Origin of the sequence: Mycobacterium sp. E1386 (genome assembly GCF_001672745.1) — a bacterium.
In the GTDB taxonomy this organism is placed as follows: domain Bacteria; phylum Actinomycetota; class Actinomycetes; order Mycobacteriales; family Mycobacteriaceae; genus Mycobacterium.
This window is the reverse complement of sequence record NZ_LZKH01000037.1, coordinates 1-24,861: the sequence shown is the minus strand read 5'-3', so window position 1 is coordinate 24,861 and position 24,861 is coordinate 1. Positions and strand designations below refer to the sequence as shown.

22 protein-coding genes are annotated in these 24,861 nt (G+C 68.1%); 5 read left to right on the top strand and 17 right to left on the bottom strand.

Annotated elements, in window-relative coordinates; genetic code table 11:
* Window positions 1-136 precede the first annotated feature (136 nt).
* The 6 genes from A5709_RS04235 to A5709_RS04210 all read right to left on the bottom strand — a co-directional run bounded on the left by A5709_RS04235 (window position 137) and on the right by A5709_RS04210 (window position 7,220).
* A complete protein-coding gene (locus A5709_RS04235) occupies window positions 137-1,144 on the bottom strand; it encodes an AAA family ATPase (protein ID WP_369827249.1) in 1,008 nt (335 codons plus the stop codon).
* Between the two features lie 63 nt (window positions 1,145-1,207).
* Window positions 1,208-3,919, bottom strand: coding sequence for an AAA family ATPase (locus A5709_RS04230; protein ID WP_197516314.1), 2,712 nt, complete (start codon window positions 3,917-3,919; stop codon window positions 1,208-1,210).
* A gap of 207 nt (window positions 3,920-4,126) precedes the next feature.
* On the bottom strand, window positions 4,127-4,612 hold the full coding sequence (locus A5709_RS04225; RefSeq protein ID WP_068093837.1) for a cupin domain-containing protein: 486 nt from the start codon (window positions 4,610-4,612) through the stop codon (window positions 4,127-4,129).
* A gap of 43 nt (window positions 4,613-4,655) precedes the next feature.
* Entirely contained in the window at window positions 4,656-5,360 is a 705-nt protein-coding gene (locus A5709_RS04220; RefSeq protein WP_067945853.1) for a nitroreductase family protein, read from the bottom strand.
* A 17-nt stretch (window positions 5,361-5,377) separates the two neighbouring features.
* Window positions 5,378-6,028, bottom strand: coding sequence for an HD domain-containing protein (locus A5709_RS04215; RefSeq protein WP_068118214.1), 651 nt, complete (start codon window positions 6,026-6,028; stop codon window positions 5,378-5,380).
* 541 nt (window positions 6,029-6,569) lie between these two features.
* Window positions 6,570-7,220, bottom strand: coding sequence for an HD domain-containing protein (locus tag A5709_RS04210; protein WP_068093869.1), 651 nt, complete (start codon window positions 7,218-7,220; stop codon window positions 6,570-6,572).
* 230 nt (window positions 7,221-7,450) lie between these two features.
* On the opposite strand from A5709_RS04210, the gene A5709_RS04205 reads away from it, so the two are divergent.
* Window positions 7,451-8,365 carry a GlxA family transcriptional regulator gene (locus A5709_RS04205; protein ID WP_067945908.1) on the top strand — a complete coding sequence of 305 codons (915 nt, stop codon included), beginning with the start codon at window positions 7,451-7,453 and terminating at the stop codon, window positions 8,363-8,365.
* A 163-nt stretch (window positions 8,366-8,528) separates the two neighbouring features.
* Here A5709_RS04205 and A5709_RS04200 read toward each other — a convergent pair whose 3' ends face one another.
* The 5 genes from A5709_RS04200 to A5709_RS04180 form a co-directional block, all read right to left on the bottom strand.
* Window positions 8,529-9,818 (bottom strand): FAD-dependent oxidoreductase, encoded by a 1,290-nt coding sequence (locus A5709_RS04200; RefSeq protein WP_197520072.1) that lies wholly within the window; start codon window positions 9,816-9,818, stop codon window positions 8,529-8,531.
* 52 nt (window positions 9,819-9,870) lie between these two features.
* Complete coding sequence (locus A5709_RS04195; protein ID WP_068011539.1) at window positions 9,871-11,568, bottom strand: thiamine pyrophosphate-dependent enzyme; 1,698 nt, start codon at window positions 11,566-11,568, stop codon at window positions 9,871-9,873.
* A gap of 76 nt (window positions 11,569-11,644) precedes the next feature.
* The gene (locus tag A5709_RS04190; RefSeq protein WP_197501050.1) at window positions 11,645-12,346 is read right to left on the bottom strand and encodes a helix-turn-helix domain-containing protein; all 702 of its coding nucleotides are present in this window, start codon (window positions 12,344-12,346) and stop codon (window positions 11,645-11,647) included.
* Window positions 12,347-12,507: 161 nt separating this feature from the next.
* Window positions 12,508-15,492, bottom strand: a complete 2,985-nt coding sequence (locus A5709_RS04185) for a UPF0182 family protein (RefSeq protein ID WP_068118208.1) — start codon at window positions 15,490-15,492, stop codon at window positions 12,508-12,510.
* Window positions 15,493-15,566: 74 nt separating this feature from the next.
* A complete protein-coding gene (locus A5709_RS04180; protein WP_067945992.1) occupies window positions 15,567-16,589 on the bottom strand; it encodes a PDZ domain-containing protein in 1,023 nt (340 codons plus the stop codon).
* 77 nt (window positions 16,590-16,666) lie between these two features.
* Between A5709_RS04180 and A5709_RS04175 the strand changes: the two genes are divergently transcribed.
* Window positions 16,667-18,046: a zinc-dependent metalloprotease gene (locus A5709_RS04175; RefSeq protein WP_197501049.1), complete on the top strand. Its 1,380-nt coding sequence runs from the start codon at window positions 16,667-16,669 to the stop codon at window positions 18,044-18,046.
* Window positions 18,047-18,124: 78 nt separating this feature from the next.
* Window positions 18,125-18,940: a TOMM precursor leader peptide-binding protein gene (locus tag A5709_RS04170; protein ID WP_068118205.1), complete on the top strand. Its 816-nt coding sequence runs from the start codon at window positions 18,125-18,127 to the stop codon at window positions 18,938-18,940.
* Window positions 18,941-18,949: 9 nt separating this feature from the next.
* Here the strand turns inward: A5709_RS04170 and A5709_RS28350 are convergent, their stop codons facing one another.
* Window positions 18,950-19,123 (bottom strand): hypothetical protein, encoded by a 174-nt coding sequence (locus A5709_RS28350; RefSeq protein ID WP_197501048.1) that lies wholly within the window; start codon window positions 19,121-19,123, stop codon window positions 18,950-18,952.
* A 140-nt stretch (window positions 19,124-19,263) separates the two neighbouring features.
* Between A5709_RS28350 and A5709_RS04160 the strand changes: the two genes are divergently transcribed.
* Entirely contained in the window at window positions 19,264-20,607 is a 1,344-nt protein-coding gene (locus tag A5709_RS04160; protein ID WP_068011535.1) for an AarF/ABC1/UbiB kinase family protein, read from the top strand.
* Here A5709_RS04160 and A5709_RS04155 read toward each other — a convergent pair.
* The 3 genes from A5709_RS04155 to A5709_RS04150 form a co-directional block, all read right to left on the bottom strand.
* Entirely contained in the window at window positions 20,604-20,873 is a 270-nt protein-coding gene (locus A5709_RS04155; RefSeq protein ID WP_067945983.1) for a WhiB family transcriptional regulator, read from the bottom strand. The two genes, A5709_RS04160 and A5709_RS04155, sit on opposite strands and share 4 nt — an antisense overlap.
* 141 nt (window positions 20,874-21,014) lie before the next feature.
* The gene (locus A5709_RS28345) at window positions 21,015-21,164 is read right to left on the bottom strand and encodes a hypothetical protein (RefSeq protein ID WP_197501055.1); all 150 of its coding nucleotides are present in this window, start codon (window positions 21,162-21,164) and stop codon (window positions 21,015-21,017) included.
* Window positions 21,165-21,262: 98 nt separating this feature from the next.
* Window positions 21,263-23,374: an ATP-dependent DNA helicase UvrD2 gene (locus A5709_RS04150; RefSeq protein ID WP_197520071.1), complete on the bottom strand. Its 2,112-nt coding sequence runs from the start codon at window positions 23,372-23,374 to the stop codon at window positions 21,263-21,265.
* A 125-nt stretch (window positions 23,375-23,499) separates the two neighbouring features.
* On the opposite strand from A5709_RS04150, the gene mrx1 reads away from it, so the two are divergent.
* Window positions 23,500-23,754 (top strand): mycoredoxin Mrx1, encoded by a 255-nt coding sequence (gene mrx1 / locus A5709_RS04145; protein ID WP_067945981.1) that lies wholly within the window; start codon window positions 23,500-23,502, stop codon window positions 23,752-23,754.
* A gap of 10 nt (window positions 23,755-23,764) precedes the next feature.
* Here mrx1 and nudC read toward each other — a convergent pair whose 3' ends face one another.
* Complete coding sequence (gene nudC, locus A5709_RS04140; protein WP_068118202.1) at window positions 23,765-24,697, bottom strand: NAD(+) diphosphatase; 933 nt, start codon at window positions 24,695-24,697, stop codon at window positions 23,765-23,767.
* Between the two features lie 58 nt (window positions 24,698-24,755).
* Window positions 24,756-24,861 (bottom strand): hypothetical protein (locus A5709_RS28680; RefSeq protein WP_231986884.1); only part of this gene is annotated, 106 nt, incomplete at its 5' end.

The window sequence follows — 24,861 nt, the reverse complement described above, 5'->3', positions numbered from 1 at the left end:
CGGCGCTCGGCCGGCGACGCGGGTCTGGCCGAGATCGGCACCCAGGTGCGTTTCCGGCACCCCTTGGCTCGCTCAGCGACCTACTGGTCGGCGTCGCCGGCCGAGCGCCGAGTGGTCCACGGCGCACTCGCGGCAGTTACCCATCCGACACTCGATCGCGACCGCCGGGTTTGGCACCTCGCCGAGGCCGCTCCCGGCCCGGACGAGGAGATCGCCGAGGAGCTGGAGCACTGCGCCGACCAGGTACGGGCGCGGGGTGGGCTTGCCGCGGCGGCGGCGTTCCTCGAACGCGCCGCGCGGTTGACGCTCGATCCGGGGCTGCGAGCAGAAGCAGGAGTTGGGCGTCGGCGGGCAATACGGCGTGGCGACGGCGGAAGCTCTCCTCGACGGCACCGGCAAGGGGCGCCGCTGCCGGCAGCCCGAAACCCCCGGCCAGTTCTGCCGAGGTCATGCGGCGAGGCAGCTCCATCAAGGCCAGCGGGTTGCCGCGCGTCTCAGCGACGATTTGATCGCGCACCCGCCCGTCCAACGACCCCGGCAATGCCGAGTCCAGGAGCGCACGCGCGTCTCCTTTCGGCAGACCGCTGACGACCAGCTCCGGCAGGCCGGCCAATTCCACCCCGGGCACTCGGGTCGCGAAGACAACGCCAACCGCTTCCGCGCCGAGGCGGCGGGCGACGAACGCAAAGATCTGCGACGAGGCGCGGTCCAGCCACTGCTGATCGTCGATCAGGCACAGCAGCGGCTGTTCCTCGGCCACGTCCGACAGCAAGCTCAGGACGGACAGGCCGAGAAGGAACTGGTCCGGCGCCGACCCGGTGCTCATGCCGAATGCGGTCTCCAGGGCTTCTCGCTGCGGCGCTGGTAGGCGCGCCAGTCGATCGAGCATGGGCGCGCAGAGCTGGTGCAACCCGGCGAACGCCAGCTCCATCTCCGACTGAATCCCGGCGGCGTGCACAACCTTGCAGCCCGACGCCTGCCCGGCCAGGTACTCCAAGAGCGCCGTTTTGCCGACACCCGCCTCACCATGCACCACCAGGGCCCGGCTCTCACCGTCGCACACCGCGGCCACCAGTCGACCGAGAGCACCACACTCGGCGTGGCGACCTATCAGCCTCAACTCCGTGCCCTCGCACCGCGACACAGAACCAACGCTATCCGAGCCTCCAGCCCACTGCACACAGCGCGGTTACCCGTCGACGGCGAATCAAAGGACGCGATCGAGCTGGCTGCGTGAACTGATGTCCAGCTTCGTAAACACTTGCCGCAGGTGGTGTTGAACGGTCCGAGCGCTGATGAATAGCCGCGCGCCGATCTCGGGGTTCGACAGCCCGTCGCGGGCCAACCGCGCGATCTGGGCTTCCTGCGCTGTCAGCTGTTCTCCATCGGCGGAAGCTGTCGTGCGTTTGCGCGCGGTCTCCCCCGTGGCCTGCAGCTCGCGGCCGGCCCGCTCGGCGAAAGCCTCCATTCCCATGGCGTCGAGCATGCCGTGCGCGATTCGCAGCTGCGCCCGAGCATCGGTGCGACGGCGCTCGCGACGCAACCATTCGCCGTACAGCAGATGAGCGCGGGCAAGTTCCGCACGAATGCGGGTGCGCCCGAGCCGCGCGATCGCGTCTAGGTACTGGCGCTCGGCCTCGGCACCATCGGAAAGCAGCGCGCGCGAACGTGCTTGGACACCCAGCGCCCAATCGGTTCCGCAGGCATCCGTCATCTCCGTAAGGCGAGCAAGGGCGTCGGTCGCGATGTCGGCCCTGCCGCAGCGCATCGCTGCCTCGACGAGCTCGACCAGGCACCACGGCGATGCGCCCAGGTCCGCTGGATGTTTGACCGCGCAGTGCGCTGCGGCCATCGCCACCTTGTAGTTTCCAATTCCATTGTTGAGCACCGCTTCCGCGCGCTCGCCTACGGCTAACCCGATACCTTCACCGCGGCGCGTAACGTCTTTCGTCGTCGATTCGACGAGCGCAGACACCTCGGCCCGGTCGCCGCGAAATGCGGCCTGCAGCAGGGCGCCGTAAGGCGCGAGCCCGGCGCCGGTCGCCTCGGTCACCACCCGCACTTCCTGCACAAGCGCCTCCGCGGCCGTCAGTTCCCCGGCGAATTGAAGCAATATCGCTCGCATGCTCAAAGCGAGCGGCAGTTCCGTCAACACGCCGGTGGTGCGGGCGACCTCGACGTGCCTCTCCGAGAGCAGCTCCCAGCTCTTGTCATCCCAGAGGTCCAGCGCGGCGATGCTAGCCAGCCAAAAAATGCGCAGCGCCTCGCCCGACGACGCGAGGGCGGCACTGACCGCGCGGCGCAAGATCGGCACCGCCACCGCGTACCGGTCGGTGAAGCGTGCGACGTAGCCGTCGAGCAGCAAGTCGGACGGTCGCGGCATCGGCGGCCGCGGCGATGCCGCGGCGGCGCGGGCCACGTCCACGACCCCGCAATCGGCCGCCAACCGACCGGAGAACATCGCCGCCGACGTTGCTTCCAGATACGTTGCGCGCGAAAGCGCTAAGTTGATTCGTTCGAGCTGTTTGGCGGCCTTCAGCAGCAGCGGCGGCGCATCACTGCCGCGGTTGGTGACGAAGGCCAACTGAGCGCGGACCAGGTCGACGCGTGCACGCTGGAAGTCGTTCAAGGGCCCGGCCTCGGCCCGAGCAATCAAGTCCAGCGCAGCGTCGAATGCCCCGGCTTCGACCTTGGCCGCCGCGGCGTCGAGCGCCCGCTGTGCTCGCTGGGCCGGGTCGACGGTTAAAACCGTGGCGCGCTCAAGAAAGGCCGCCGCGGCGGCCACGCCGCCACGCGCGCGCGCCCGATCGGCGGAACGAAGCAGCTCGGCCGCTACGTGCTCGTCCGGCTTGGCCGTGGCGTGAGCCAGATGCCAGGCGCATCGGTCTGGATCCGACCCCGGATCCGTGACACCGGCGAGGGCCCGGTGGACCCGTTGTCGTCGCAACAGCGACGCCGAGTGGTAAGCCGCCGAACGGGCTAGCGGGTGCCGGAACCACAGCCGCGCGCCGAGCTCCACCAGGCCGGCATCGACCGCGGGCGTTGCGGCGTCGGTGCCGATCCCCAGCTGTGCCGCGGCCGGCCAAATCAACGCCGGATCACCGGTCGGCTCCGCGGCCACAACAAGCAACAGCTCGCGGGTCGGATCTGGCATGGCACTGATGCGCCGACGAAAGCTTTCCTCGACGGTTCCGGAAAGCCTTGCGGCCCTGGGCAGTCCGAATCCGCCCGCCAGTTCCTGGTTACTCAGTCCGCGCGGCAGCTCCACCAATGCCAGTGGATTGCCGTGCGTCTCGGCGACGATCTGATCGCGCACCTTCGCATCCAACGGCCCGGTCAGCACCGTGTCCAAAAGCGCACGGGCCTCAGGATCCGCCAGACCACCCACCGCGAGGTGTGGCAACCCGGCGAGATCACGGCTCGGAACTCGCGCGGCAAAGACCAATCCGACGGATTCCGCGAGCAGACGCCGAGCCACGAACGAAAGCACCTGAGCGGACGCACGGTCAAGCCACTGCTCGTCATCGACCAGGCAGACCAACGGCCGCTCGTCCGCCGCCTCGGAGAGCATGCTCAAAAATGCCAATCCGACCAGAAACCGGTCCGGTGGCGGTCCGGCGATAATGCCGAACGCCGTCTGCAGCGCCTCACGCTGCGGCCCGGGAAGGCGCTCGAGGTGGTCGAGCAGCGGCCCGCACAGTTGATGCAGCGCAGCGAAGGCCAGTTCCATCTCGGACTGGACACCGGCCGCACGTATCACACTGCAGCGTGAAGCCTTCGCCTCCAGGTAGTCCAGTAGCGCGGACTTTCCAACACCCGCTTCGCCGTAGATCAGCAGCGCGCGGCTCTCCCCGGCGGATATCGCCTGGACAAGCTGGTCGAGAACCGCCGTTTCGGCTTGCCGGCCGATAAGCTCCACGACTCCGCTTACCCCGCGACCTCAATCGGGATAGGCACGACCCGACGCTATACCACTGCATCGCTGGCCGGTAAACCGTATCTGGTGCGAAGACTCCGCCTTCCTACGGTAGTGGAAGCGGTTTCCCGAACCGGCCTGGTGACCCACCTCCCGGACCTGTTATACCGATTTCCACTTGCGCAGCCACGCCCCTTGTTTCGCGCCCCGTCACCCCGAGAACGTGGGCACGGTGATGCCGACCGCAGCGTTTTCGTCCGGCGTCGCCAACCGGTAGCCGTAACGCGCCGCAACCTCGACGAAGCGCGCCACCTCCCGGGTGGTCGGTGGCGCGGAGCCCACGGGCCGCCCGACCTCACGAAAAAACCGGCCCATGCGCGCTGTCGTGATGATCAAGTCGACGGCGGGTTCGCGCGAGACGTTGCGGTGCGCGTGCGGGACGTCGCCCGGCACCCGAACGTACTCTCCGGCCTGAGCATCGCGCCATTGAAGGCCGCCGCCGACCTCGACAAGTACCTGGTGGCTGCCCGCCAGGATGTAGAAATCCTCGAAGTCGTTGTGACTGTGGAGCGGGACCAACACCCCGGGCGGGATGACCGCGCGCATGACGCACAACTGATCTTCGTCCGGTGGGGTCATGAATTCCACGACGGGTCCGAAGACTTCCAACGCGTCCGCACTGTTAGCTGATGTCACGCTGTCCTCTCGCTCCCGGCGGCGGAATGGTTCCGCCGCACCACTATCCGACCGCGGCCAATCCGGTCCGCGGGACCTCTTGAGGCGACCACAGCGGTTGCGGCACCTCGACACCGAATGGCGCGTCCCATCGGTTCCGGGACGAAACCTCGTGCACGGGGCGGCGATTGGCTGCCACGCCCCACTTTCCCCGCGGGTAGCCGAGCGTCAGCATGGCCGACATCTTCCAGCCTTCCTCGACGGGCACGCCCAGCAACTCGTTGACCTTGTCCCGGAAGTTGTTGAGCACCATCGTCATGACGCCGCCGACGCCCTCGGCACGGGCGGCCAGCAACACACTCCAGATCGCCGGGTAGATGTTGGCGCCGCCCAGGTCGTCGATGGCGAAGACGAAAAGCAACAGGGGAACCTCTTCGAAATGGTCGGCCAGGTAATCCCCCGAGCCCTTGATTCGGCGCATCGTCTCGGCGTGCGCGGCCGGGTCAGCGCCGGGCCCCGGCACTACCATCGGTCCCTGCCCCGTGCGGAACTTCTCGTATTCGAGGGCGCGGGCCTGGCGGAACAGCTGGGCGAACTCGCGAATCAGGTCCGGATCGTCAACGGCCACAAAGTGCCAGCGTTGCGTGTTGCCGCCGTTGGGCGCGCGAACGGCCGCGTCGAGGATGCGCGCCTGCACGTCCAGCGGAACCGGGTCCGGCCGCAACCGCCGCATCATCCTGGTGGTGTACAGCGCCTCGTGGATCTCCATTTGTCTGCTCCTTTCGGCTATTCGGGCCAGCTGCTGCCGAGAATGAAGTCGACCATGTTCCCCCGCTTGAACGTGGGATCGAAGTGCGCCAGCACGTCGTCGTTCATCGTGCCGAAGGTGGTGTCCGGACGATGCTTCATCCCGTCGTTGAAAGCCGCAAGGATGCGGTTCTTGAAGTCGGGACGTGGGTGGGCGGCGATCACCGCGTCGACGGCGTCCGGGGCCAGGTCGTCGCGGCCCACGCCGACCACGTCGGTCTTGACACCGGCTGCAAGCAAGGCGGTTTCGGGGCAAAGACGTGCGGGAACTTCGGGCGTCGAGTGCAGGGCGATGCCGAGCCACACCTTGTCGGCCTCGGACTTTTCCACGCCGCGCTCGAGCAGGAAATCGCGCGCAGCGTCGGCGCCGTCCATCTCGAAGCGCTGGCTCGAGGAGCCGTAGCGCGCCGTGAGGCCGAGGTCGTGGAACATCGCGCCCACGTACAGCAGTTCCGGGTCCGGAACCAGGCCGAGGCGGCGCCCATGCAGCGCGCCGAACAGGAACACGCGCCGGGAATGGTGGAAGAGCACGTCGTCTTCGGCGCCGCGAATGAAGTCGGTTGCGTCCCGGACGACTGCCGTGTCGGGGATGACGATGCCGGCAATGGTTTCGATGGACTGGATTGCCATGATCGCTCCTCCTTCGCTGGCTGCCTCCATCTTGCGGCGCGGCACAAACATTCACCGGTGCCGTTCCGGCCGTCTTTCCCACAGAATCTGACGTCGGCGGCGTATTCAGGCGGCCGGTCAAGCGGCGAGGATTGCCTTAGCCACCTCGTCGGGGTGGGTGAGCAATCCGTTGTGCGTCCCGGCAACCACGATGGGCCGGACCCCGCCTGATAACCCCAGGGGTTATCACCGTCATTCATTCCGGGCAGCATCAACGTGATCACCCGGTGACCGCCGCGCGAAGCCGCTCGACGACCGGCCGCCACGACCAGGCTCCGTGCCAGGCACCGGGAATCAGCACGTAAGTCGACATGTGTTCTCAACGCGTCCTTAGGCACCGTGATCGTGTCGGGTGGCGCTCACGCTCGTGGCCAGATCGCAGGCGTCGTTCTCGCTTCGTTGCATGGTGTCCTTATCTCGTTGATTACAACCGCTTTCGCGGATCCGCAGCATCGTCGACGGGCGGAACAGTTCGCGACATCACCCACCGAGCCGGCGGCGCCTATTCGGGCCATGAGTTGTCGAGGATGATCTCCACGAAGTTGTCACGCCGGAACGCCGGGTCGAAGTGTTGCAGCACATCCGCATTCACCGTGCCGAACGTGGTGTGCGGGCGGTGCTTCATGCCGTCGTTGAAGGCCGCCAGGATGCGCCGCTTGAAGTCCGGCCGCGGATGGGCGGCCGTCACGGCGGCGATTGCGTCGGGAGACAGGTCCTCGCGGCCGATGCCCAGCACGTCGGTTTCGACACCCGTTGTGACCAAGGCGATTTCGGGTTCGAGGAATTCGGGGATGTCGGGCGTGGTGTGCAGCGCGATGCCCAGCCACACCTTGTCGGCGTCGGCCTGGTCGACCCCGCGTTCCAACAGGAAATCACGCGCCGCGTTGGCGCTGTCCACCTCGAAGCGCAGAGTGGAGGTGCGGTAGCGATCGGTGAGTCCCAAATCGTGAAACATCGCCCCGGCGTATAGCAATTCGAGGTCCGGCTGCAGTCCCCGGCGCCGGCCCTGCAGCACACCGAACAGGAATACCCGGCGGGAATGGTCGAAGAGCAGATCGTCTTCGGCGTCGCGTATGTAGTCGGTGACCTCGCGCACCAGCTTGGTGTCCGGGACGACGATGTCGGCGATGGCTTCGATCGGCTGGGTGACCACGATCAACCTCCTGAGTTGGGCGATACTGGCTGTTAGTCTCCGGGCGTCCGGCTGTGAGCACCTGGGGCTTTTGAGCCGTCTTCACCACAGAACGCGACGCGATCGTCAATCGCTAGCCGGTCACCGCGGGCCGGTGCGACATCTTTCCCACAGATTGCGACAATGGGACCGTGGCTGAAGCCGGTGTGCGGTCGCGGGTTGTGGTCATCGTCGTCTTCGACGACGTGACGATGCTGGACGTCGCGGGAGCGGGCGAGGTATTCGCCGAAGCCAACCGATTCGGTGCCGACTATCACATAAAGATCGCATCGGTGGACGGCCGCGACGTCACGACCTCGATCGGCGCCCGGTTGGGCGTCACGGACGCGCTTTCGTCGATCGAGTCGGCCGACATCATCATGGTCGCCGGCAGCGACAACCTGCCGCGGCGGGCGATCGATCCCGCGCTTGTCGACGCGGTCAAGTCGGCCGCGGAGCGGACCCGACGACTGGCCTCGATTTGCACGGGCTCGTTCATCCTGGCGCAGGCCGGCCTGCTCAACGGCCGGCGCGCCACCACGCATTGGCATGAAGCCCGGTTGTTCGCCCGCGCTTTTCCCGACGTCGCCGTCGAGCCGGACGCGCTTTTCGTCCGCGACGGCGACGTGTTCACCTCGGCCGGGGTGTCGTCGGGCATCGACCTGGCGCTGGCGCTCGTCGAGATGGATCACGGCACCGAGCTGGTCCGCGAAGTGGCCCGATGGTTGGTTGTCTATCTCAAGCGGGCGGGCGGCCAGTCGCAATTCTCGGTGCTGGTCGAGGCCGAACCCCCGCCCCAGTCCCCGCTGCGCAAGGTCACCGAAGCGATCTCGGCCGACCCGGCGGCCAATCACAGCGTGAAAACGCTTGCCGCCCAGGCGTCCTTGAGTACGCGGCAGCTTACCCGGCTTTTCCAGTCCGAATTCGGCACCACGCCGGCCCGCTACGTCGAGATGGTGCGCATCGACGCCGCGCGTGCCGCGCTCGACGCCGGGCGCAGCGTCGCCGACACGGCGCGCCTTGCCGGGTTCGGTAGCACCGAAAGCCTCCGCCGGGTATTCGTCGACCAGCTCGGCGTCTCGCCGAAGGCGTACCGGGACAGATTCCGGACCGCGTCCCGCTGCTGAATGACGGGGAAATACTGATCCGTCATGCACATTGATGTGATGGCGGTCCCGCAGCCGCTGGACAGGGCGGTGACTTGGCCCGCGCAGCACCTCCATCGCGGCGGCCACCGCATGGGAGCTTCAAGAAGCGACCGGCGGGAACTTCCGGCTCGGTCTCGGCGGACTATCGGCGATGTACGGCATTTGATCTCTTGCCCTCGCTTACGCCGGGAAGTGGAATGGCGGTGAAAACGCCATCGGGGTCGTAGTGTTTCTTGGCGGCGACGAGTCGAATGGCGTTCTCGCCGTAAGCATTTGCGATCTGCTCATGGTCGCCGGGCACGAGCAGGTTGGCGTAGCCGCCGGGAAGCGCGTGTGGGGCAAGTGCGGCCGAGGCCGCGTCGGCCCAGGCGCGATGACGGACGCTGTCCCCGCCCTCCCAGCCGGCGATGATCTCGACGACGAAATGTGGGCGGCGGTTCGCGAACGCGGTCTGGTCCGGGGCGACGAGGGTCGACGCGCCATGACAGTGATGGATGGAGATGCCGCTGCGCGGCGGGGTCAGTGTCCGGCCGATCTCGAGGAGCGCGTCGATGACCTCTGGTGTGTAGCCCGCGATCGTGCGAGTGTTGATCGCCCAGCACTGTCCACGGACATCCCATGCGTCGAATAGGCTCAGCCATTCGCGGTACGTCATGGGCGCGACCTGACCGCTCAGCGGCGTTCCGAGTTTAGTGAGCGCATCGACGGCGGCTTGGCCTGAAAGAAGATCGCCGCTCCAGGCCGGGGCTAGAAAAACGGCCGGATTTCCGTCCGGGCCCGACATCAGTCCACTCAGCACGGTCCACTCATCCGGTGCCGTCGACAACACCTCATCCAGCCCACGCCACACCGTCGCGCCCTGCGACCACGGAAACAGGATCATTCCGCCGATCAACCGGTCGAGCGGATGCAATTGCACCCGCATGGAAGTGACCACGCCGAAGTTGCCGCCACCACCGCGCAGCGCCCAGAAAAGCTCCGGCTCATGAGTCGCGTCGGCCTTCACGATCCGACCATCCGCCAGGACAACCTCGGCGCCGAGCAGGTTGTCTGATGCAAGGCCGAACCGCCCGTTGAGCGGTCCGTAGCCCCCGCCGAGTGTCAGGCCGGTGATGCCAACGCCGCCGCAGTTGCCGGTAGCGGCGACCAGCCCGTACGGCGCGACCGCGTCGATCAGGTCGCCGGCGATGACACCCCCGCCCACTGTTGCGACCCGGGCCCCGCTATCGACAGTGACACTTCGCATCCCGGACATGTCGATCACCAGACCGCCGTCGCATACAGCGCGACCCGCCCAGTCGTGGCCGCCGCCGAGCACCGACAGCCGCATCCCTCGGTCACGCGCCACACGGATGGTTTGCTGTACGTCGCCCGGTGACTCGGCCCGCACGATCAAAGCCGGACGATGTTGCACCGCCCCGTTCCAGATCAACGGCACACCGTCGGCGGCCGCGCCTATCGCATCGGTCGTACTCATTTGGCTCCTACGGTTGGACGATGACGTCGAGCAAGAACGTCTGTCCGGACGCGACGGCTTCGAGGGCGCGCTTCACCGCCCCGGCCAGCTCGTCGGGTTTCTGCACGCGTTCACCCGTGCCGCCGTAGGCTTCGGCCTGCTTCACGTAGTCGGGCATTGGCTCAATGACGTTGCCGACGAAGTTCGCTTCGCGGACCGCGGCGCTATCGGGGTAGTACTTGAGGAGATTCCGGGTCTGGGATGCGTACTGCCGGTTGTTGCACAGCACGATGAACAGCGGGGCGCCGTGTTCCTCTGCGAATCCGAGGGCAGCCGGAACGGGATTGTAGTGCCACGCCCCGTCGCCGACGATGCAGACGACCGGCTGACCGGGGCGCGCCAGTTTGACGCCGAGCGCGGTGCCCAGCCCGGTGCCCAGCGCCCCGGCCCATCCGCGATACTGCTGGAAAGGCTTGCGGGCGTATAGGAACTGAATCATCTGCGGCACTTGAGACGTGATCTCATCGACACAGATCGCGTCCTCGGGCAGCGCATCGTGCAACGCGCCGAACAAGCTGGTTGCTGGCACGAAATCGGTTGCCTGCGAGGCCAATTGGCGGGCCTCTTCGATGCCGTGGGCGCGGATGCTCTGCGTAAAGCCGGCCCACCGCTCGCCGGCCTCGACCCGTGCAGCCGACCGCGTTCGCAGATTGGACGCGAGGCCAGCCAGGTTGAGCGAGAGGTCGCCCGCGACCGCCTCGGTGGTGGGGTATCCCCAGTAGGCGGCTCGCGGGCGCAGCGGGTCTTGCTCGAGGTGGATGACGGCGCATCCTGGGCGTAACACCGCATTTGGCGGGTGCCATAGTCCGTTGCAGCCGGCCAGGAGTACGGCGTCGGCTTCGCCCAACACCGCTTCCACCGGCCCCGCCCCGTACAGCGGATGCGACCGCGGGAAGTTGTGATAGGCGGGATTCCAGAATTCGAATACGGGCGCCGACAGTGCCTCGGCAATTTCTTTTAGGGCGTTGCGGTCAGCGTCGGTGCGCCCGCCGTGTTCGGTGATGATGACGGGATTGGTGGCGCCCACGAGAATTTCGGCCACTCGGTCGATATGTTCTGGTGTCGCGACAATCGGTGCCGGGGAAACCCAGGCGGGGACTTCAGGGTGACCGTCGGCCATCAACAACTGAAATGGAACCTCGAGCAACGTTGGTCCCGTTGGGACGGACTCGGCGATGAAGCAGGCGCGCCGGAGTTCATGAACCAGATCCGAAGGCGTGCGTGCGCGCTTCGCCCACTTGACGACGACTTCGCCATGGCGGGCCGGGCCAGCATGGTCAGTGAGCAGTGAGGGCCATTCGGCACCAGGATCCCCGTCGGGGTCATCGCCATAGCTCAGCGTGTCGGGCGACAGCACCGTCATCGGTGTGCGCTCCTGCAGCGCGGTGCTCAGCGCCATCGACGCGTTTTGAACTCCCAGTGATGTCGGCAAGAAGACGATCTGGCTTCGGCCGGTGGCCTTGTAGTAGCCCGATGCCAGGCTTACCGCAAGCAACTCATGACGACATCGGAAGTAGCGCAGCGTCATGTCATCGGCCCGCCGGGCAAGCGCTTCCCACACCGGCGCCATCACGGCGATGGGAGAGGCGAAAATGCAGTCCACGCCCTGAGATTGCAGCTGCGCCAGTAATACTTCCGCGCCGTTCTTGGCCGCATCTCCCGTCACACTTGTGACGTTAAGAAGCGACGGGGGCCACGGCCAGCCCGTGCCCACTCAGTGGGTTTTCCCGCCGGTCACCCTTTCACGGCGTGCGAAGGAGGCTGACGATGCGGGTCCCGGTCGCCCTGGTGGCAGCCAGCAGTCCGAGCGGAGGGCGCCGTTGGGCGATGACAGTCGACACGGCTGCCGCCGCATTGCCGCCGAGAGGAATCGCTACGGCAACACAGCTGAGATTCGCGTGTACGCCGCCGGCATCCACTATTGGTGCGGCACGGCCTAATTCGGCATAGGCGCGCGCCGCCGCGGTGCCCGACGGTACCTTGGCTCCGGGTTCGGCTGTGAATCCCACCGGTACGCGGGCGTCCACCGCGTCCAGGAACACCGGTTCCCCGCCGATCACCGCAGACAACTGAACCGCAGCCCCCGTGGCGGTCGCGAGTTCGGCGATCGGTCGCCGGGCGACCACGCGCAATTGCCGCTCCGGGCTCACCCGCGAACCCAACCCCAACAAGCTCGCGCCGAGTCGGTAGCGGGTACCGTCACGCCTGACCGCCCCGACGGCGATCAACTGCTGCAGCAGTCGACGGACCGTCTCCCGCGGGATCCCGCTCGCATTCGCCAACTCAAGCAGCCGCACCGGTTCCAACGCACCCACGTGTTCCAGCAGTTCAAATGCGCTCTCGATGACGCCGCGACCGTCGTGGCGAAACGAGCCGCCCGTCGCGCCCGCATGCCTACCCCCGGCCATAGGCTCGGTCATCCGATCCGTTTCGGACTGGCCCACCATCGACTCCTTTAGCCTGCCGTTGCCGGCAACGAGATCACGCCCCGTAATAGCAACGCACGAACACGTCCGATCTATGCCGAGTGCCGAGAAACCAATATCTGTTTGTCTGGCCAGGTAGTCAGTTAACGCAGGGCGGCTCAGCAGACCACGAAGGCAAGCTATTTGGTGTTGTTGTACTTGGTGATCGCGTCGTCCAGCCGCTGCAGGGCGGCGCCGTAACCGGCGAAATCGCCCTTCTTCTGAGCGTCCTTGGCCGCGCCCAGCGCCGTCTGGATCTCTTGCAGCGCAGCGGCTTTGGCCGGAGACAGCGTCACCGACCCGTCCGCGACCGGCGGAACCGCCGCGGGCGGCGGCGACCCCGGTGGACCGGCCGGAGTGGGCGGCGTGACGGGCGGGGCCGCCTGCGGGTTGTTCCCGGCATCGGTCGGCTGAATGCCCGTCGCGGCCGCACCCGCGCCGGGACCGAACAACCCGGTCAGGGCGTCGCGCACCGTGGGCCCGTAGCCGATCTTGTCGTTGTACATCATCGCCACCCGGATCAGCCGCGGGTACGACGAGGCGGCGTCGCTGGCCCCCGGGGAGGCGTAGACGGGTTCGACATAGAGCAGGCCGCCCTGGCCCACCGGCAGGGTGAGCAGGTTGCCCCAGCGGATCCGGTTCTGGTTGTCGCGCCCGATCACACCGAGGTCCTGGGACACCGCCGGGTCGGTGGTGATGGCGTTGTTCGCCAGTTTCGGCCCGTTGACCTGACCCGGGATGGTCAGCACGGTGATCCTGCCGTAGGTCGCCGGGTCGGAGCTGGCGCTGATGTAGGCGGCCAGGTAGTCGCGCTTGAACCTGTTCATCGCGCTCGTCAACTGATATGACGACGAATTGTCGTTCTTCGCAATGTTTTTCGCGACGATGTAATAGGGCGGCTGGTAGCTGCTGGCGGTCGGGTTGGGGTCCAGCGGCACGTCCCAGAAGTCGGACGTGGAGAAGAACGTCACCGGGTCGTTGACGTGATACTTGGCCAGCAACATCCGCTGCACCTTGAACAGGTCCTCGGGATAGCGCAGATGCTCGGCGAGTTCGGGGGTGATGTCGCTCTTCGGCTTGACCGTACCGGGGAAGACCTGCATCCACGCCTTGAGCACCGGGTCCTGCTCGTCCTGCTGGTACAGCGTCACGGTCCCGTCATAGGCATCCACCGTGGCCTTGACCGAGTTGCGGATGTAGGAGACGTCCTTGTTGGGCGCCAGCTTGTTGAACGCCACCTCGTTCGAGTCGGCGGTCGCCGATTCCAGCGAGGTCAGTTCGGAGTACGGGTAGTTGTCCAGGGTGGTGTAGCCGTCGATGATCCACACCAGTCGCTTGTTGACGATCGCCGGGTACACGGAGCTGTCGGTGGTCAGCCACGGCGCCACCGCCTCCACCCGCCGCGCCGGGTCACGGTTGAACAGGATCCGGCTGTTGGAGCCGATCACGTTGGAGAACAAGAAGTTTCGCTCCGCGAACTTGGCGGCGAACACGCTGCGGGACAGCCAGTCCCCGACGGGCACGCCCCCCAACCCCGTGTAGGTGTAGTTCTTGGTCTCCGCACTGGTCTCGTAGTCGTATTCGCGGTCGGCACCGTTGCGGCCGACGATCGCGTAGTCGGCGGACGCGCTGGAGATGACCGGGCCGTAGTAGATGCGCGGCTGGTCCAGCGGCGCCGGGCCGTCAGAAACCACGTTGCCGTTGGCGCCGACGACGTTGACCAAAAACTCGGGGTAGCCACCGTTTTGGTTGGGGTCGTTGGCGACGCCGCGCACCGTGTTGGCCGGTGACGCGATGAAGCCGTTGCCGTGCGTGTAGACGCTGTGCCGGTTGATCCAGTCCCGCTGGTTCTCGATCAGCCGGTCGGGATTGAGTTCGCGGGCCGCGACGACATAGTCGCGCAGCGCGCCGGTGCGGTCCACGTAGCGGTCGATGGACAACTGGTCGGGGAAGTAGTAGAAGTTCTTGCCCTGCTGGAACTGGGTGAACGCCGGGCTGACGATGGTCGGGTCGAGCAACCGGATGTTGGAGGTGGTCGCCCGGTCGTCGGCCACCTGCTGCGCGGTGGCCTGCGTGTCACCGGAGTACGTGCGATAGCTGACCACGTCCGAAGTCAGCCCGTACGCCTGCCGGGTCGCCGTGATGCTGCGCCCGATGTATTCGCTTTCCTTCTGCGCGGCATTGGGTTTGACGCTGATCTGCTCGACGATCAACGGCCAGCCGGCACCCACGATCAACGACGAAAGCAACAACAGCACCAGGCCGATGGCGGGGATCCGCAGGTCTTTCAGCACCACCGCGGAGAACACCGCGGCCGCGCAGATCAGCGCGATCGCCATGAGGATCAGCTTGGCCGGCAGCACTGCGTTGATGTCGGTGTACCCGGCGCCGGTGAACGGCTTACCGCCGCGGGTGTGCGACAGCAACTCGTAGCGGTCCAGCCAGTACGCGACCGCCTTGAGCACCACCAGCAGCCCCACCACGGTGACCAGCTGGATGCGGGCCGAACGGCTCAGCGCGCCGGTGCGGCCCGAGAGCCGGATCCCGCCAAAGATGTAGTGCGCCAACACGTTGGCCACGAACGCCAGGAACACGGCCACGAACAGGTAGCTGAGCAGCAGCCGGTAGAACGGCAGGTCGAACGCGTAGAACCCGAGGTCCTTGCCGAACTGCGGGTCCCGGATGCCGAAGTCGCCGCCGTGCATGAACAATTGGATGCGCACCCAATAGCTTTGCGCGATGATGCCGGCCAGCAGGCCTATCGCGACCGGCACCCCGATCCCCACCAGCCGCAGCCGGGAGAGGACGACGGCGCGGTACCGGGCCACCGGATCGTTGTCACTGCTCGGCACGAACACCGGGCGGGTCCGATAGGCCACCGCGAGACCGGCGAACACGATCCCGCCCACCAGCAGGCCGGCCACCAGAAAGACCACGAACCGGGTGACGAGCACGGTCGTGAACACCGAGCGGTAGCCCAGCTCACCGAACCACAGCCAGTCCACGTACGCGTCGATCAGCCGCGGGCCGGCGAGCAGCAAAGCGATCACACCCAGTGCGATCAGGATCAGAATCCGGCTACGCCGAGTCAGCTTCGGCATCCGTGCGGTGGGCCGCATCCCCACTGGCTACGCTCCCTGCTCGATTGATCGACGGTGACAACTCTACGCATCGCGCGGCCCGCGATCCCGGCCGAGCTTCAGCAGCTTGGTGCCTGGCCCCCCGACGCGACCGCGTGCAGCGCGTCGACCGCCTGGCTGAGCGTCTCGACCTTCACCAGGCGCAGCCCGGACGGGTTGTCCGAGTTCGCCTCGTAGCAGTTTTTGGCCGGCACCAAGAACACGGTGGCGCCCGCCGCGTGCGCGGCGACCATCTTGTGCGTGATGCCGCCGATCTGGCCCACCTTCCCGTCCGCGGAGATGGTGCCGGTTCCCGCGATGAACTTCGACCCGGTCAGGTCACCGGTGGTCAGCTTGTCGACCACCGCCAGGCTGAACATCAGGCCCGCCGACGGCCCGCCCACGTTGGCGAGGTTGAAGTCGACGACGAAGGGCGCCCAGGGCGCGGTGAGCACGGCGACGCCCAGGAAGCCATAGTCGCGATCCTTGTTCGCGCCCAGCGTAATTTGCGCGACGCCGGCCGGCTCGTTCTTGCGTCGGTAATCGATGGTCACGGTTTGGCCGGGTTTGGTGCTCTTCAGCAATCCCGTGAACTGGTCGACGTCGGCCACCGGGGTGCCGTTGACCGCGTCAATGGCGTCGCCGGCCTTCAGCTTGCCCGCCGACGGACCCGGATCGGTGACCCTGGCGACCGTCACCGCGGCGGGGTACTTCAGATATCCCAGGGCGGCGTACTCCGCGCTGTCCTCGGAGTCCTTGAAGTCCGCATTGTTGGCCTTGTCGACCTCGTCCCGCGACTTGCCCGGCGGGTAGATCAGGTCGCGCGGAACCAGCTGTTCCTGACCCGAGAGCCACAGCGTCAGCGCTTCGCCCAGCGTCAGCTCGTCGCGCTGGGACACCGTGGTCATGTTCAGGTGTCCCGTCGTCGGATGCGTCTGGGTGCCCTCGATCGCCACGACCTGCTTGCCGTCGACCTCACCGAGCGTGTCGAAGGTGGGACCGGGGCCCAGCGAGACGAACGGCACCGTCACCACCGCGAGCAGCACGCCGAAGACCAGGATCGGCACCAGCGCGACCATCAAGGTCAGAATCCGCCTGTTCACGCCGATTACACTAGACGGAGCCCGCCGCGCCGGGTTCAGCCACAAGCTGACCCGAGATCGCCCACCCCGTTCCGGTGGTGAGTACCGTTAACGGTATGGCTGACCTGCCTTTCGGCTTCTCCTCTGGAGAAGACCCCGACAAACCCGGGAAGAAAGATCCCAATTCGGGCTCTGGCGGCTCCGATCCGTTCGGCGCATTCGGCATGGGCGGCGAGTTCGGCATGGGCGACCTCGGACAGATCTTCACCCAGCTGGGTCAGATGCTCAGCGGCGCGGGCGCCGGGATGGCCGGCGGCGGACAGTCGGGCCCGGTCAACTACGAACTGGCGCGCCGGGTGGCGACCAACTCGATCGGGTTCGTGGCGCCGATCCCGGCCACGACACACTCGGCGATCGCCGACGCGGTGCATCTCGCCGAGACCTGGCTGGACGGCGCCACGGCGCTGCCCGCCGGCACCACCAAGGCGGTGGGCTGGACCCCGGCCGACTGGGTCGACAACAGCCTGGAAACCTGGAAGCGGCTGTGTGACCCGATGGCACAACAGATTTCGACGGTGTGGGCGTCGTCGCTGCCCGAGGAGGCCAAGAGCATGGCCGGCCCGCTGATGGCGATGATGTCGCAGATGGGCGGCATGGCCTTCGGCTCCCAGCTGGGGCAGGCGCTGGGCCGGTTGTCCCGCGAGGTGCTGACGTCGACCGAGATCGGTCTGCCGTTGGGGCCCAAGGGCGTTGCCGCGATCCTGCCCGATGCCCTGGAGTCGTTCGCCGCCGGACTCGAGCAGCCCCGCAGTGAGATCCTGACGTTCCTCGCCGCCCGCGAGGCCGCCCACCACCGGCTGTTCAGCCACGTGCCGTGGCTGTCGAGCCAGGTGCTGGGCGCCGTGGAGGCCTACGCGATGGGCATGCAGATCGACATGAGCGGAATCGAGGAGCTGGCCCGCGACTTCAACCCGGCAACACTGTCCGACCCGGCGGCCATCGAAAACCTCTTGGGGCAGGGCGTTTTCGAGCCCAAGGCGACCCCCGCGCAGACGCAGGCGCTGGAACGCCTCGAGACGCTGCTCGCGCTGATCGAAGGCTGGGTGCAGGTGGTGGTGAACGCGGCCCTGGGCGACCGGATTCCGGGGGCGGCCGCGCTCGGCGAGACGCTGCGCCGCCGCCGCGCCACCGGCGGCCCGGCCGAGCAGACGTTCGCCACGCTGGTGGGCCTGGAGCTGCGGCCCCGCAAGATGCGCGAAGCCGCCGCGTTGTGGGAGCGCCTCACCGAGGCCGCCGGCGTGGACGCCCGCGACGCCATCTGGCAACACCCCGATCTGCTGCCCGACGCCGAGGACCTCGACGACCCGGCCGGCTTCATCGACCGGGTCATCGGGGGCGACACCAGCGGCATCGACGAGGCGATCGCCAAACTCGAGGAGAACCCGGAGGACCCGGGCGCCGGTCCTGTGGACAACTGACGTAGCCGGTCGCCGCAGGCGTGCCACAGTGCACCCGTGCCACCGGCCGTCCTTTCTACCTATGCGCTGGACCCGGCCATGCCGGTGCTGCTGCGGCCCGACGGCGCCGTTCAGGTCGGTTGGGATCCGCGCCGCGCCGTACTGGTGCGTCCGCCGGGCGGCCTGGCCGCGCCGGAGCTGGCCGCGCTGCTGCGGTCCATGCGATCACCGACTCCGCTATCGGAGCTACAGCGCCGGGGCGCCGACCGCGGCCTGCGGGACGCGGACGGGTTGACGGACTTGGTTGCCCAGTTGGTCGGTGCGGGCGTCGCGACAGAATGCGCGAAGTCCCGCGGCCGGGCGCCGTCCATCCGGATCCACGGCCGCGGCCCGCTTTCGGAACTGCTGGTCGAGGCGTTGCGCTGCTCGGGCGCCCGGGTCGCCCACAGCAGCCAGCCGCATGCCGCCGTGTCGGGCACCGCCGTCGACCTGGTGGTGCTGTCCGATTACCTGGTCGCCGACCCCCGCATGGTCCGCGAGCTGCACACGCAGGCCGTCCCCCACCTGCCGGTGCGGGTCCGCGACGGCGTCGGACTGGTCGGTCCGCTGGTCATCCCCGGCACGACCAGCTGCCTGGGCTGCGCCGACCTCCACCGGCGCGACCGGGACGCGGCGTGGCCGGCCATCTCGGCGCAGCTGCGCGAAACCGTCGGTGTGGCCGACCGGGCCACGTTGCTGGCGACCGCCGCGTTGGCGCTCAGCCAGGTGAACCGGGTGATCGCGGCGGTTCGCAAGCAGCGGACGGTGCCCGACCCGGGCCCGCCCCAGACGCTGAACGCCACGCTGGAATTCGACCTCAACGCCGGCGCGATCGTCGCACGGCGATGGACCCGACATCCGTTGTGCCCGTGCTGAAGCGGGCGGTCAGCCCAGCCGGCCCTGGTCCGGGACGTTCGTCGACACCGCCTCGTAGGCCGTCGCGAGCTGGTGCAGGATCTCCGCGCTCAAGGTGCGGTCGGTCCGATGTTTGTCCAGGGTTTCGATGATCGCCCTGAACAAGGAGTCGGCGGCGTCGTGCTGCGATTGCTTTGCTGCCATGGTCTGGTCGATACCGCCCTTCGGATCTGCCTTCCGGTGGGTCGCCCAGTGCAACCCGCACGGTCAAACCTAGGGCGCGGCGCCGCCGGGTGCCCGGCGATAAGTGTTGTGAAGATCAAGCGCGAGCGGGACCGGCCGTCATGGATGATGGATACGTGGCAGACATCAAACGCGGCCGCGCGGCGCGGAACGCGAAGCTGGCCAGCATCCCGGTCGGCTTCGCCGGCCGGGCGGCGCTCGGCTTCGGTAAGCGGCTGACCGGCAAGTCGAGGGACGAAGTCCAGGCCGAGCTGATGGAGAAAGCCGCCAACCAGCTGTTCACCGTCCTGGGCGAGCTCAAGGGCGGGGCGATGAAGGTGGGTCAGGCCTTGTCGGTGATGGAGGCCGCCATCCCGGACGAGTACGGCGAGCCCTACCGCGAGGCGTTGACCAAGCTGCAGAAGGACGCGCCGCCGCTGCCCGCGCACAAGGTGCACCGGGTGCTCGACGCCCAGCTGGGCACCAAGTGGCGCGAGCGGTTCGAATCCTTCGACGACAAACCCATTGCGTCGGCCAGCATCGGCCAGGTACACAAGGCGGTCTGGGCCGACGGGCGCGCCGTCGCCGTCAAGATCCAATACCCGGGCGCGGACGAGGCGCTGCGCGCCGACCTGAAAACCATGCAGCGGCTGGTCGGCGTGGTCAAGCAGCTCGCGCCCGGCGCCGACGTCCAGGGCATCGTCGACGAGCTGATCGAGCGCACCGAGATGGAGCTCGACTACCGGCTGGAGGCGGACAACCAGCGCGCCTTCGCCAAGGCCTACGAGGGCCACCCGCACTTCGTCATACCGCACGTCGTGGCCAGCGCGCCCAAGGTCGTGGTGCAGGAGTGGATCGAGGGGTTGCCGCTGGCGGAGATCATCCGCAACGGGACCCGTGAGCAGCGCGACCTGATCGGCACCCGCCTGCTCGAGCTCACCTTCGACGCGCCGCGCCGGCTGGGGATGCTGCACGGCGACGCCCACCCGGGGAACTTCATGCTGCTCCCCGACGACCGGATGGGCGTCATCGACTTCGGCGCCGTCGCGCCCCTGCCCGGCGGTTATCCCATCGAGCTCGGGATGACGATTCGGCTGGCCCGCGACAAGAACTACGACCTGCTGTTGCCGACGATGGAGAAGGTCGGTTTCATCCAGAAGGGCCAGCAGGTGTCGGTGCGCGACATCGACGAAATGCTGCGCCAGTACGTCGAGCCCATCGAGGTCGACGTCTTCCACTACACGCGCAAGTGGCTGCAGCGCATGACGGTGGGCCAGATCGACCGGTCGGTGTCGCAGATCAAGACGGCCCGGCAGATGGACCTGCCGCCCAAGCTGGCCATCCCGATGCGTGTCATCGCGTCCGTCGCCGCGATCCTGTGCCAGCTGGACGCGCGGGTGCCGATCAAGCGGCTGTCCGAGGAGCTGATCCCCGGCTTCGCCGAGCCGGACAACGCAATCGTCTAGGCCGCGACCCCGTCTTTGCGGGGCCGTCCGCGCGGTCGTTTGAAGCTCAGGATCGCGCCTCGGTCGAGAATCTCGCCGCCCCACACACCCCAGGGCTCGGCCCGCTCGAGCGCCGACGCCAGGCACTGGCGCCGGATCGGGCAGCCCGCGCAGAGGGCCTTGGCGCGCTCGAGGTCGGCCGGCGTCTCGGCGAACCACAGGTCGGGGTCGTTGCTGTGACACGGCAAGACCGGTGACGGCGGTCTTTGGACTGTCAGTGCCGACATGTCCTGCTCACCTGCTTCCTGGTCGGGGCTTCCTTTGAGTGATCCGGACCAGGGAGCGGGGCTGAAAACGTTGGAGCCCCAAAAACTGTGGCCACGGATCCTTGACTTCGGGTCCGTGGCCATTCGGTGAAAACCGGGGAGTTACGTGGCCATTCGGTGGACCTCGAGTCGCACGGACGCGTTCGTCGCGGCGGCGGCGGCGCGATGCTTCAACGCGGCCGCCGGCATAGCGGCATGCTTGAGCGCGGCCGCGGGGGCGGCCACGTCCACACCGAACGCGTCGTTGATCATCGTGGCCACCCTCCTTCCGTTACGCCAGAACGCGGTTTCGAGGGTAGACGGTCGCCGCCCAGCGCCACAACCGATTTTCTGACCTGCGCCTTTACCGGTCAGCGGGCGCGCACCAGCCCCAGCACGTCGGGCCCGTACTGTTCCAGCTTGCGCGCGCCGATGCCGGGGATCGCGATCAGCGCGTCCTCGTCGCCGGGGCGCAGCTCGGCGATGGCGATCAGCGTGTTGTCGGTGAAGACGACATACGCGGGCACGTTCTGCTCCTTGGCCACGTCCAGCCGCCACGCCTTGAGCCGCAGCAGCAGCTCTTCGTCGACGTCGGCGGCGCACGTTTCACAGCGCCGGAGCATGACCGCCGCCGGGGTGGACAGGTCCTTGTTGCAGATGCGGCACCGCGCCGGGGCGCCGCGGTTGCGCCGGGCCTTGCCCGGGGCGGTGTCGTTGCGAGCTTGCGGTGCGATGCCGTTGAGAAATCGCGACGGCCTGCGGCCCTGCCGCCCGCCGGGGCTGCGGGCCAGCGCCCAGCTGAGCGCCAAATGAATTCGCGCCCTGGTGATTCCGACGTAGAGCAGCCGGCGCTCCTCCTCGACGGCCTCGCTTTCGGGGCCGTGCGCCAGCGCGTGTGAGATGGGCAGCGTGCCGTCGGCCAGCCCGACCAAGAACACCGCGTCCCACTCCAGGCCCTTGGCGGCGTGCAGCGAGGCCAGCGTGACGCCCTGCACCACCGGTGGGTGCCGCGCGTCGGCGCGCAGCCGGAGTTCGGCAAGCAGGCCCGGAAGCTCCAGCTGCGGGCGCTGCGCCACCTCGTCGTCGCCGAGCTCGGCCAGCGCGGTCAGCGCCTCCCAGCGCTCCCGGGCGCGGGCGCCGACGGGCGGCTCGGCGGTCAGCCCCAACGGTTCCAGGACCGCCCGCACGACCGCGGGCAGCGGGCCCGCCAGGCCATGTTCAGAGCCGCGCTCGGCGGCCCGCTGCAGCGCCAGTAACGCCTGTTTGATCTCCTGCCGGGTGAAGAACCCTTCACCGCCGCGGACCTGATAGGGGATGCTCGCCTCGGTCAGCGCCTCCTCGTAGGCCTCGGACTGCGCGTTGACCCGGTACAGCACGGCGATCTCCGACGGCGGCGTGCCCGCCTCGATCAGCCGGGCGATCGAGGCGGCGACCGCGGCGGCCTCGGCCGGTTCGTCGGAATATTCGTGGAACGACGGCGCCGGACCCGGCGGACGCTGCCCCAACAGGTGCAGCTTGCTGCCGGCGACCCGGCCGCGAGCCGCGGCGATCACCTGGTTGGCCAGCGACACCACCTGCGGGGTCGAGCGGTAGTCGCGCTCGAGGCGAACCACGGTCGCGTCGGGATACCGCCGCGAAAAGTCGAGCAGAAACCGCGGCGAGGCGCCGGTGAACGAGTAGATGGTCTGGTTGGCGTCGCCGACGACGGTCAGGTCGTCCCGGTCGCCCAGCCACGCCGTCAGCACCCGCTGCTGCAGCGGCGTGACGTCCTGGTATTCGTCGACGACGAAGCAGCGGTAGCGGCCCCGGAATTCGTCGGCCACGGCGGCATCGTTTTCGATCGCGGCCGCGGTGTGCAGCAGCAGGTCGTCGAAATCGAGCAGCGTCACCGACTCGTCGCGGACCTTGAGCGCCTCGTAGGCGGCGTACACGGTCGCGACGCGGGCGGCGTCCAGCGGGATGTCCCGCCCCGCCTCGGCGACGGCGGCGGGGTACTCCTCGGGGCCGATCAGCGACGCCTTGGCCCACTCGATCTCCCCCGCCAGGTCGCGGACGTCATCGGTGCTGGCGTTGATCCGGGAGCGGCTGGCCGCCCGCGCCACCACGGCGAACTTGGTGTCCATCAGCTGCCAGCCGGTGTCGCCGACCACCCGCGGCCAGAAATACCGCAGCTGCCGGTGGGCCGCGGCGTGAAATGTCAGGGCCTGTACCCCGCCGACGCCGGTGTCCGTGCCCGCGGCGGCGTCCAGCGTCCGCAACCGGGAACGCATCTCCCCCGCCGCACGCTGGGTGAAGGTGACCGCCAGCACCTGCCCGGCCGCCACGTGACCGTTCGCCACCAGCTGCGCGATTCGGTGCGTGATGGTGCGGGTCTTGCCCGTCCCGGCACCCGCGAGCACGCAGACCGGTCCGCGCGGAGCCAGCACGGCCTCGCGCTGCTCGTCGTCCAGTCCGGCGGTCAAGGCGTCGGCGACCATCGGCATGGCGTCCATCTTGACAGCGGTCGCCGACAAAGCGTGGCCCCGCACGGCGCGCGTCGGCGAGTCGCCGGTATCGGTACCGCGGTCGCGGCGCGGAACATGTTGTCCCCGGGCTACGTTAACGAGCTATGACCAACGCCCCGCTCACCGTCTACACGACTTCATGGTGCGGCTACTGCCACCGCCTGATGACCGTGTTGAAGTCCAACGGAATCGCTTATCAGGCGGTCGACATCGAAGACGACCCCGCGGCGGCGGAGTTCGTCGGTTCGGTCAACGGCGGCAACAGGACGGTTCCGACGGTGAAGTTCGCCGACGGGTCGACGCTGACCAACCCGAGCGCGGCCGAGGTCAAGGCCAAGCTGGCCGAAACCGGCGCCTAGCGGCGGCGGGTCAGTCGAGCGCGGCCCAGGATTCGATGATCACGCGGGCGATCGAGATCGACCCGGGCAGCAACAGTTTCGAGTCCGCCGAGCTGGACCAGTCGCCGACCGCCAGCGCCGCGCGCACCTCGTCGCGGGTGAACCACGCCGCCTCGGCGATTTCGCCGTCGTTGAACGAGAAGTCCTCACCCGGGTCCGCGACCGCGTGGAAGCCGACCATCAGCGAGCGCGGGAACGGCCACGGCTGGCTGCCCAGGTAGCGCACGTCACGCACCGTGAGGCCGATCTCCTCGCGGATCTCGCGCGCGACGCAGACTTCGAACGACTCGCCGGCCTCGACGAATCCGGCCAGCAGCGAGAACATCCGCTCCGGCCACACCGCCTGGCGGGCCAGCACCGCGCGGTCGCCGCCGTCGTGGACCAGGCAGATCACCGCTGGGTCGATGCGCGGGAACTCCTCGTGGCCGGTGACCGGGTTGACCCGCGCCCAGCCCGCCCGGGCCGGTCGCGTCGGCGAGCCATCCACCGAGCTGAACCGCGCGCTGTCATGCCAATTGAGCAGCGCGACGGCGGACGACACCAGCTGACTGCTGGTGTCGTCGAGGATCGCGCCGAGGCCGCGCAGGTTCACCACCTCGGCGCGCACATCCGGGTCCTCCGGCGCCTCGAGCGCGCCCCGGATGGCCCACACGTGGCGGTCGTCATCGAGGCGGCCGAGGAACACCGCTTCCGGCGGCGGCTTGTCGGCCAGCTTGGCCGCGGCGCCGAGCACCACGCGGCCGTCGGCGATGAGCACCTGACTGCGCGAGTCCACCCGCAGCAGCGCCGCGTCCGCCCAACCCGCGGTGGCCGCTTCGACGTCGGTGCGCAGCTGGTCGGCCCGGTCGGCGCCGACACGCGACAGCAGCGGGACGTTCCGCAGCTGGAAGTCCGCAATACCCACTAGTGCCCCGTTTCGTGGCGATCCGCCGCGACCGGCGCCGCCGCTCTTGCGATCGCCACTAGTGCCCCGCCTGGCGGATATACAGCAGCCGGTCGTTGGCCTCGACGGCATCCACCTCGGGTGCGCCGATGCGCAGCAGGTGGCCGTCGCGCACCACGCCCAGC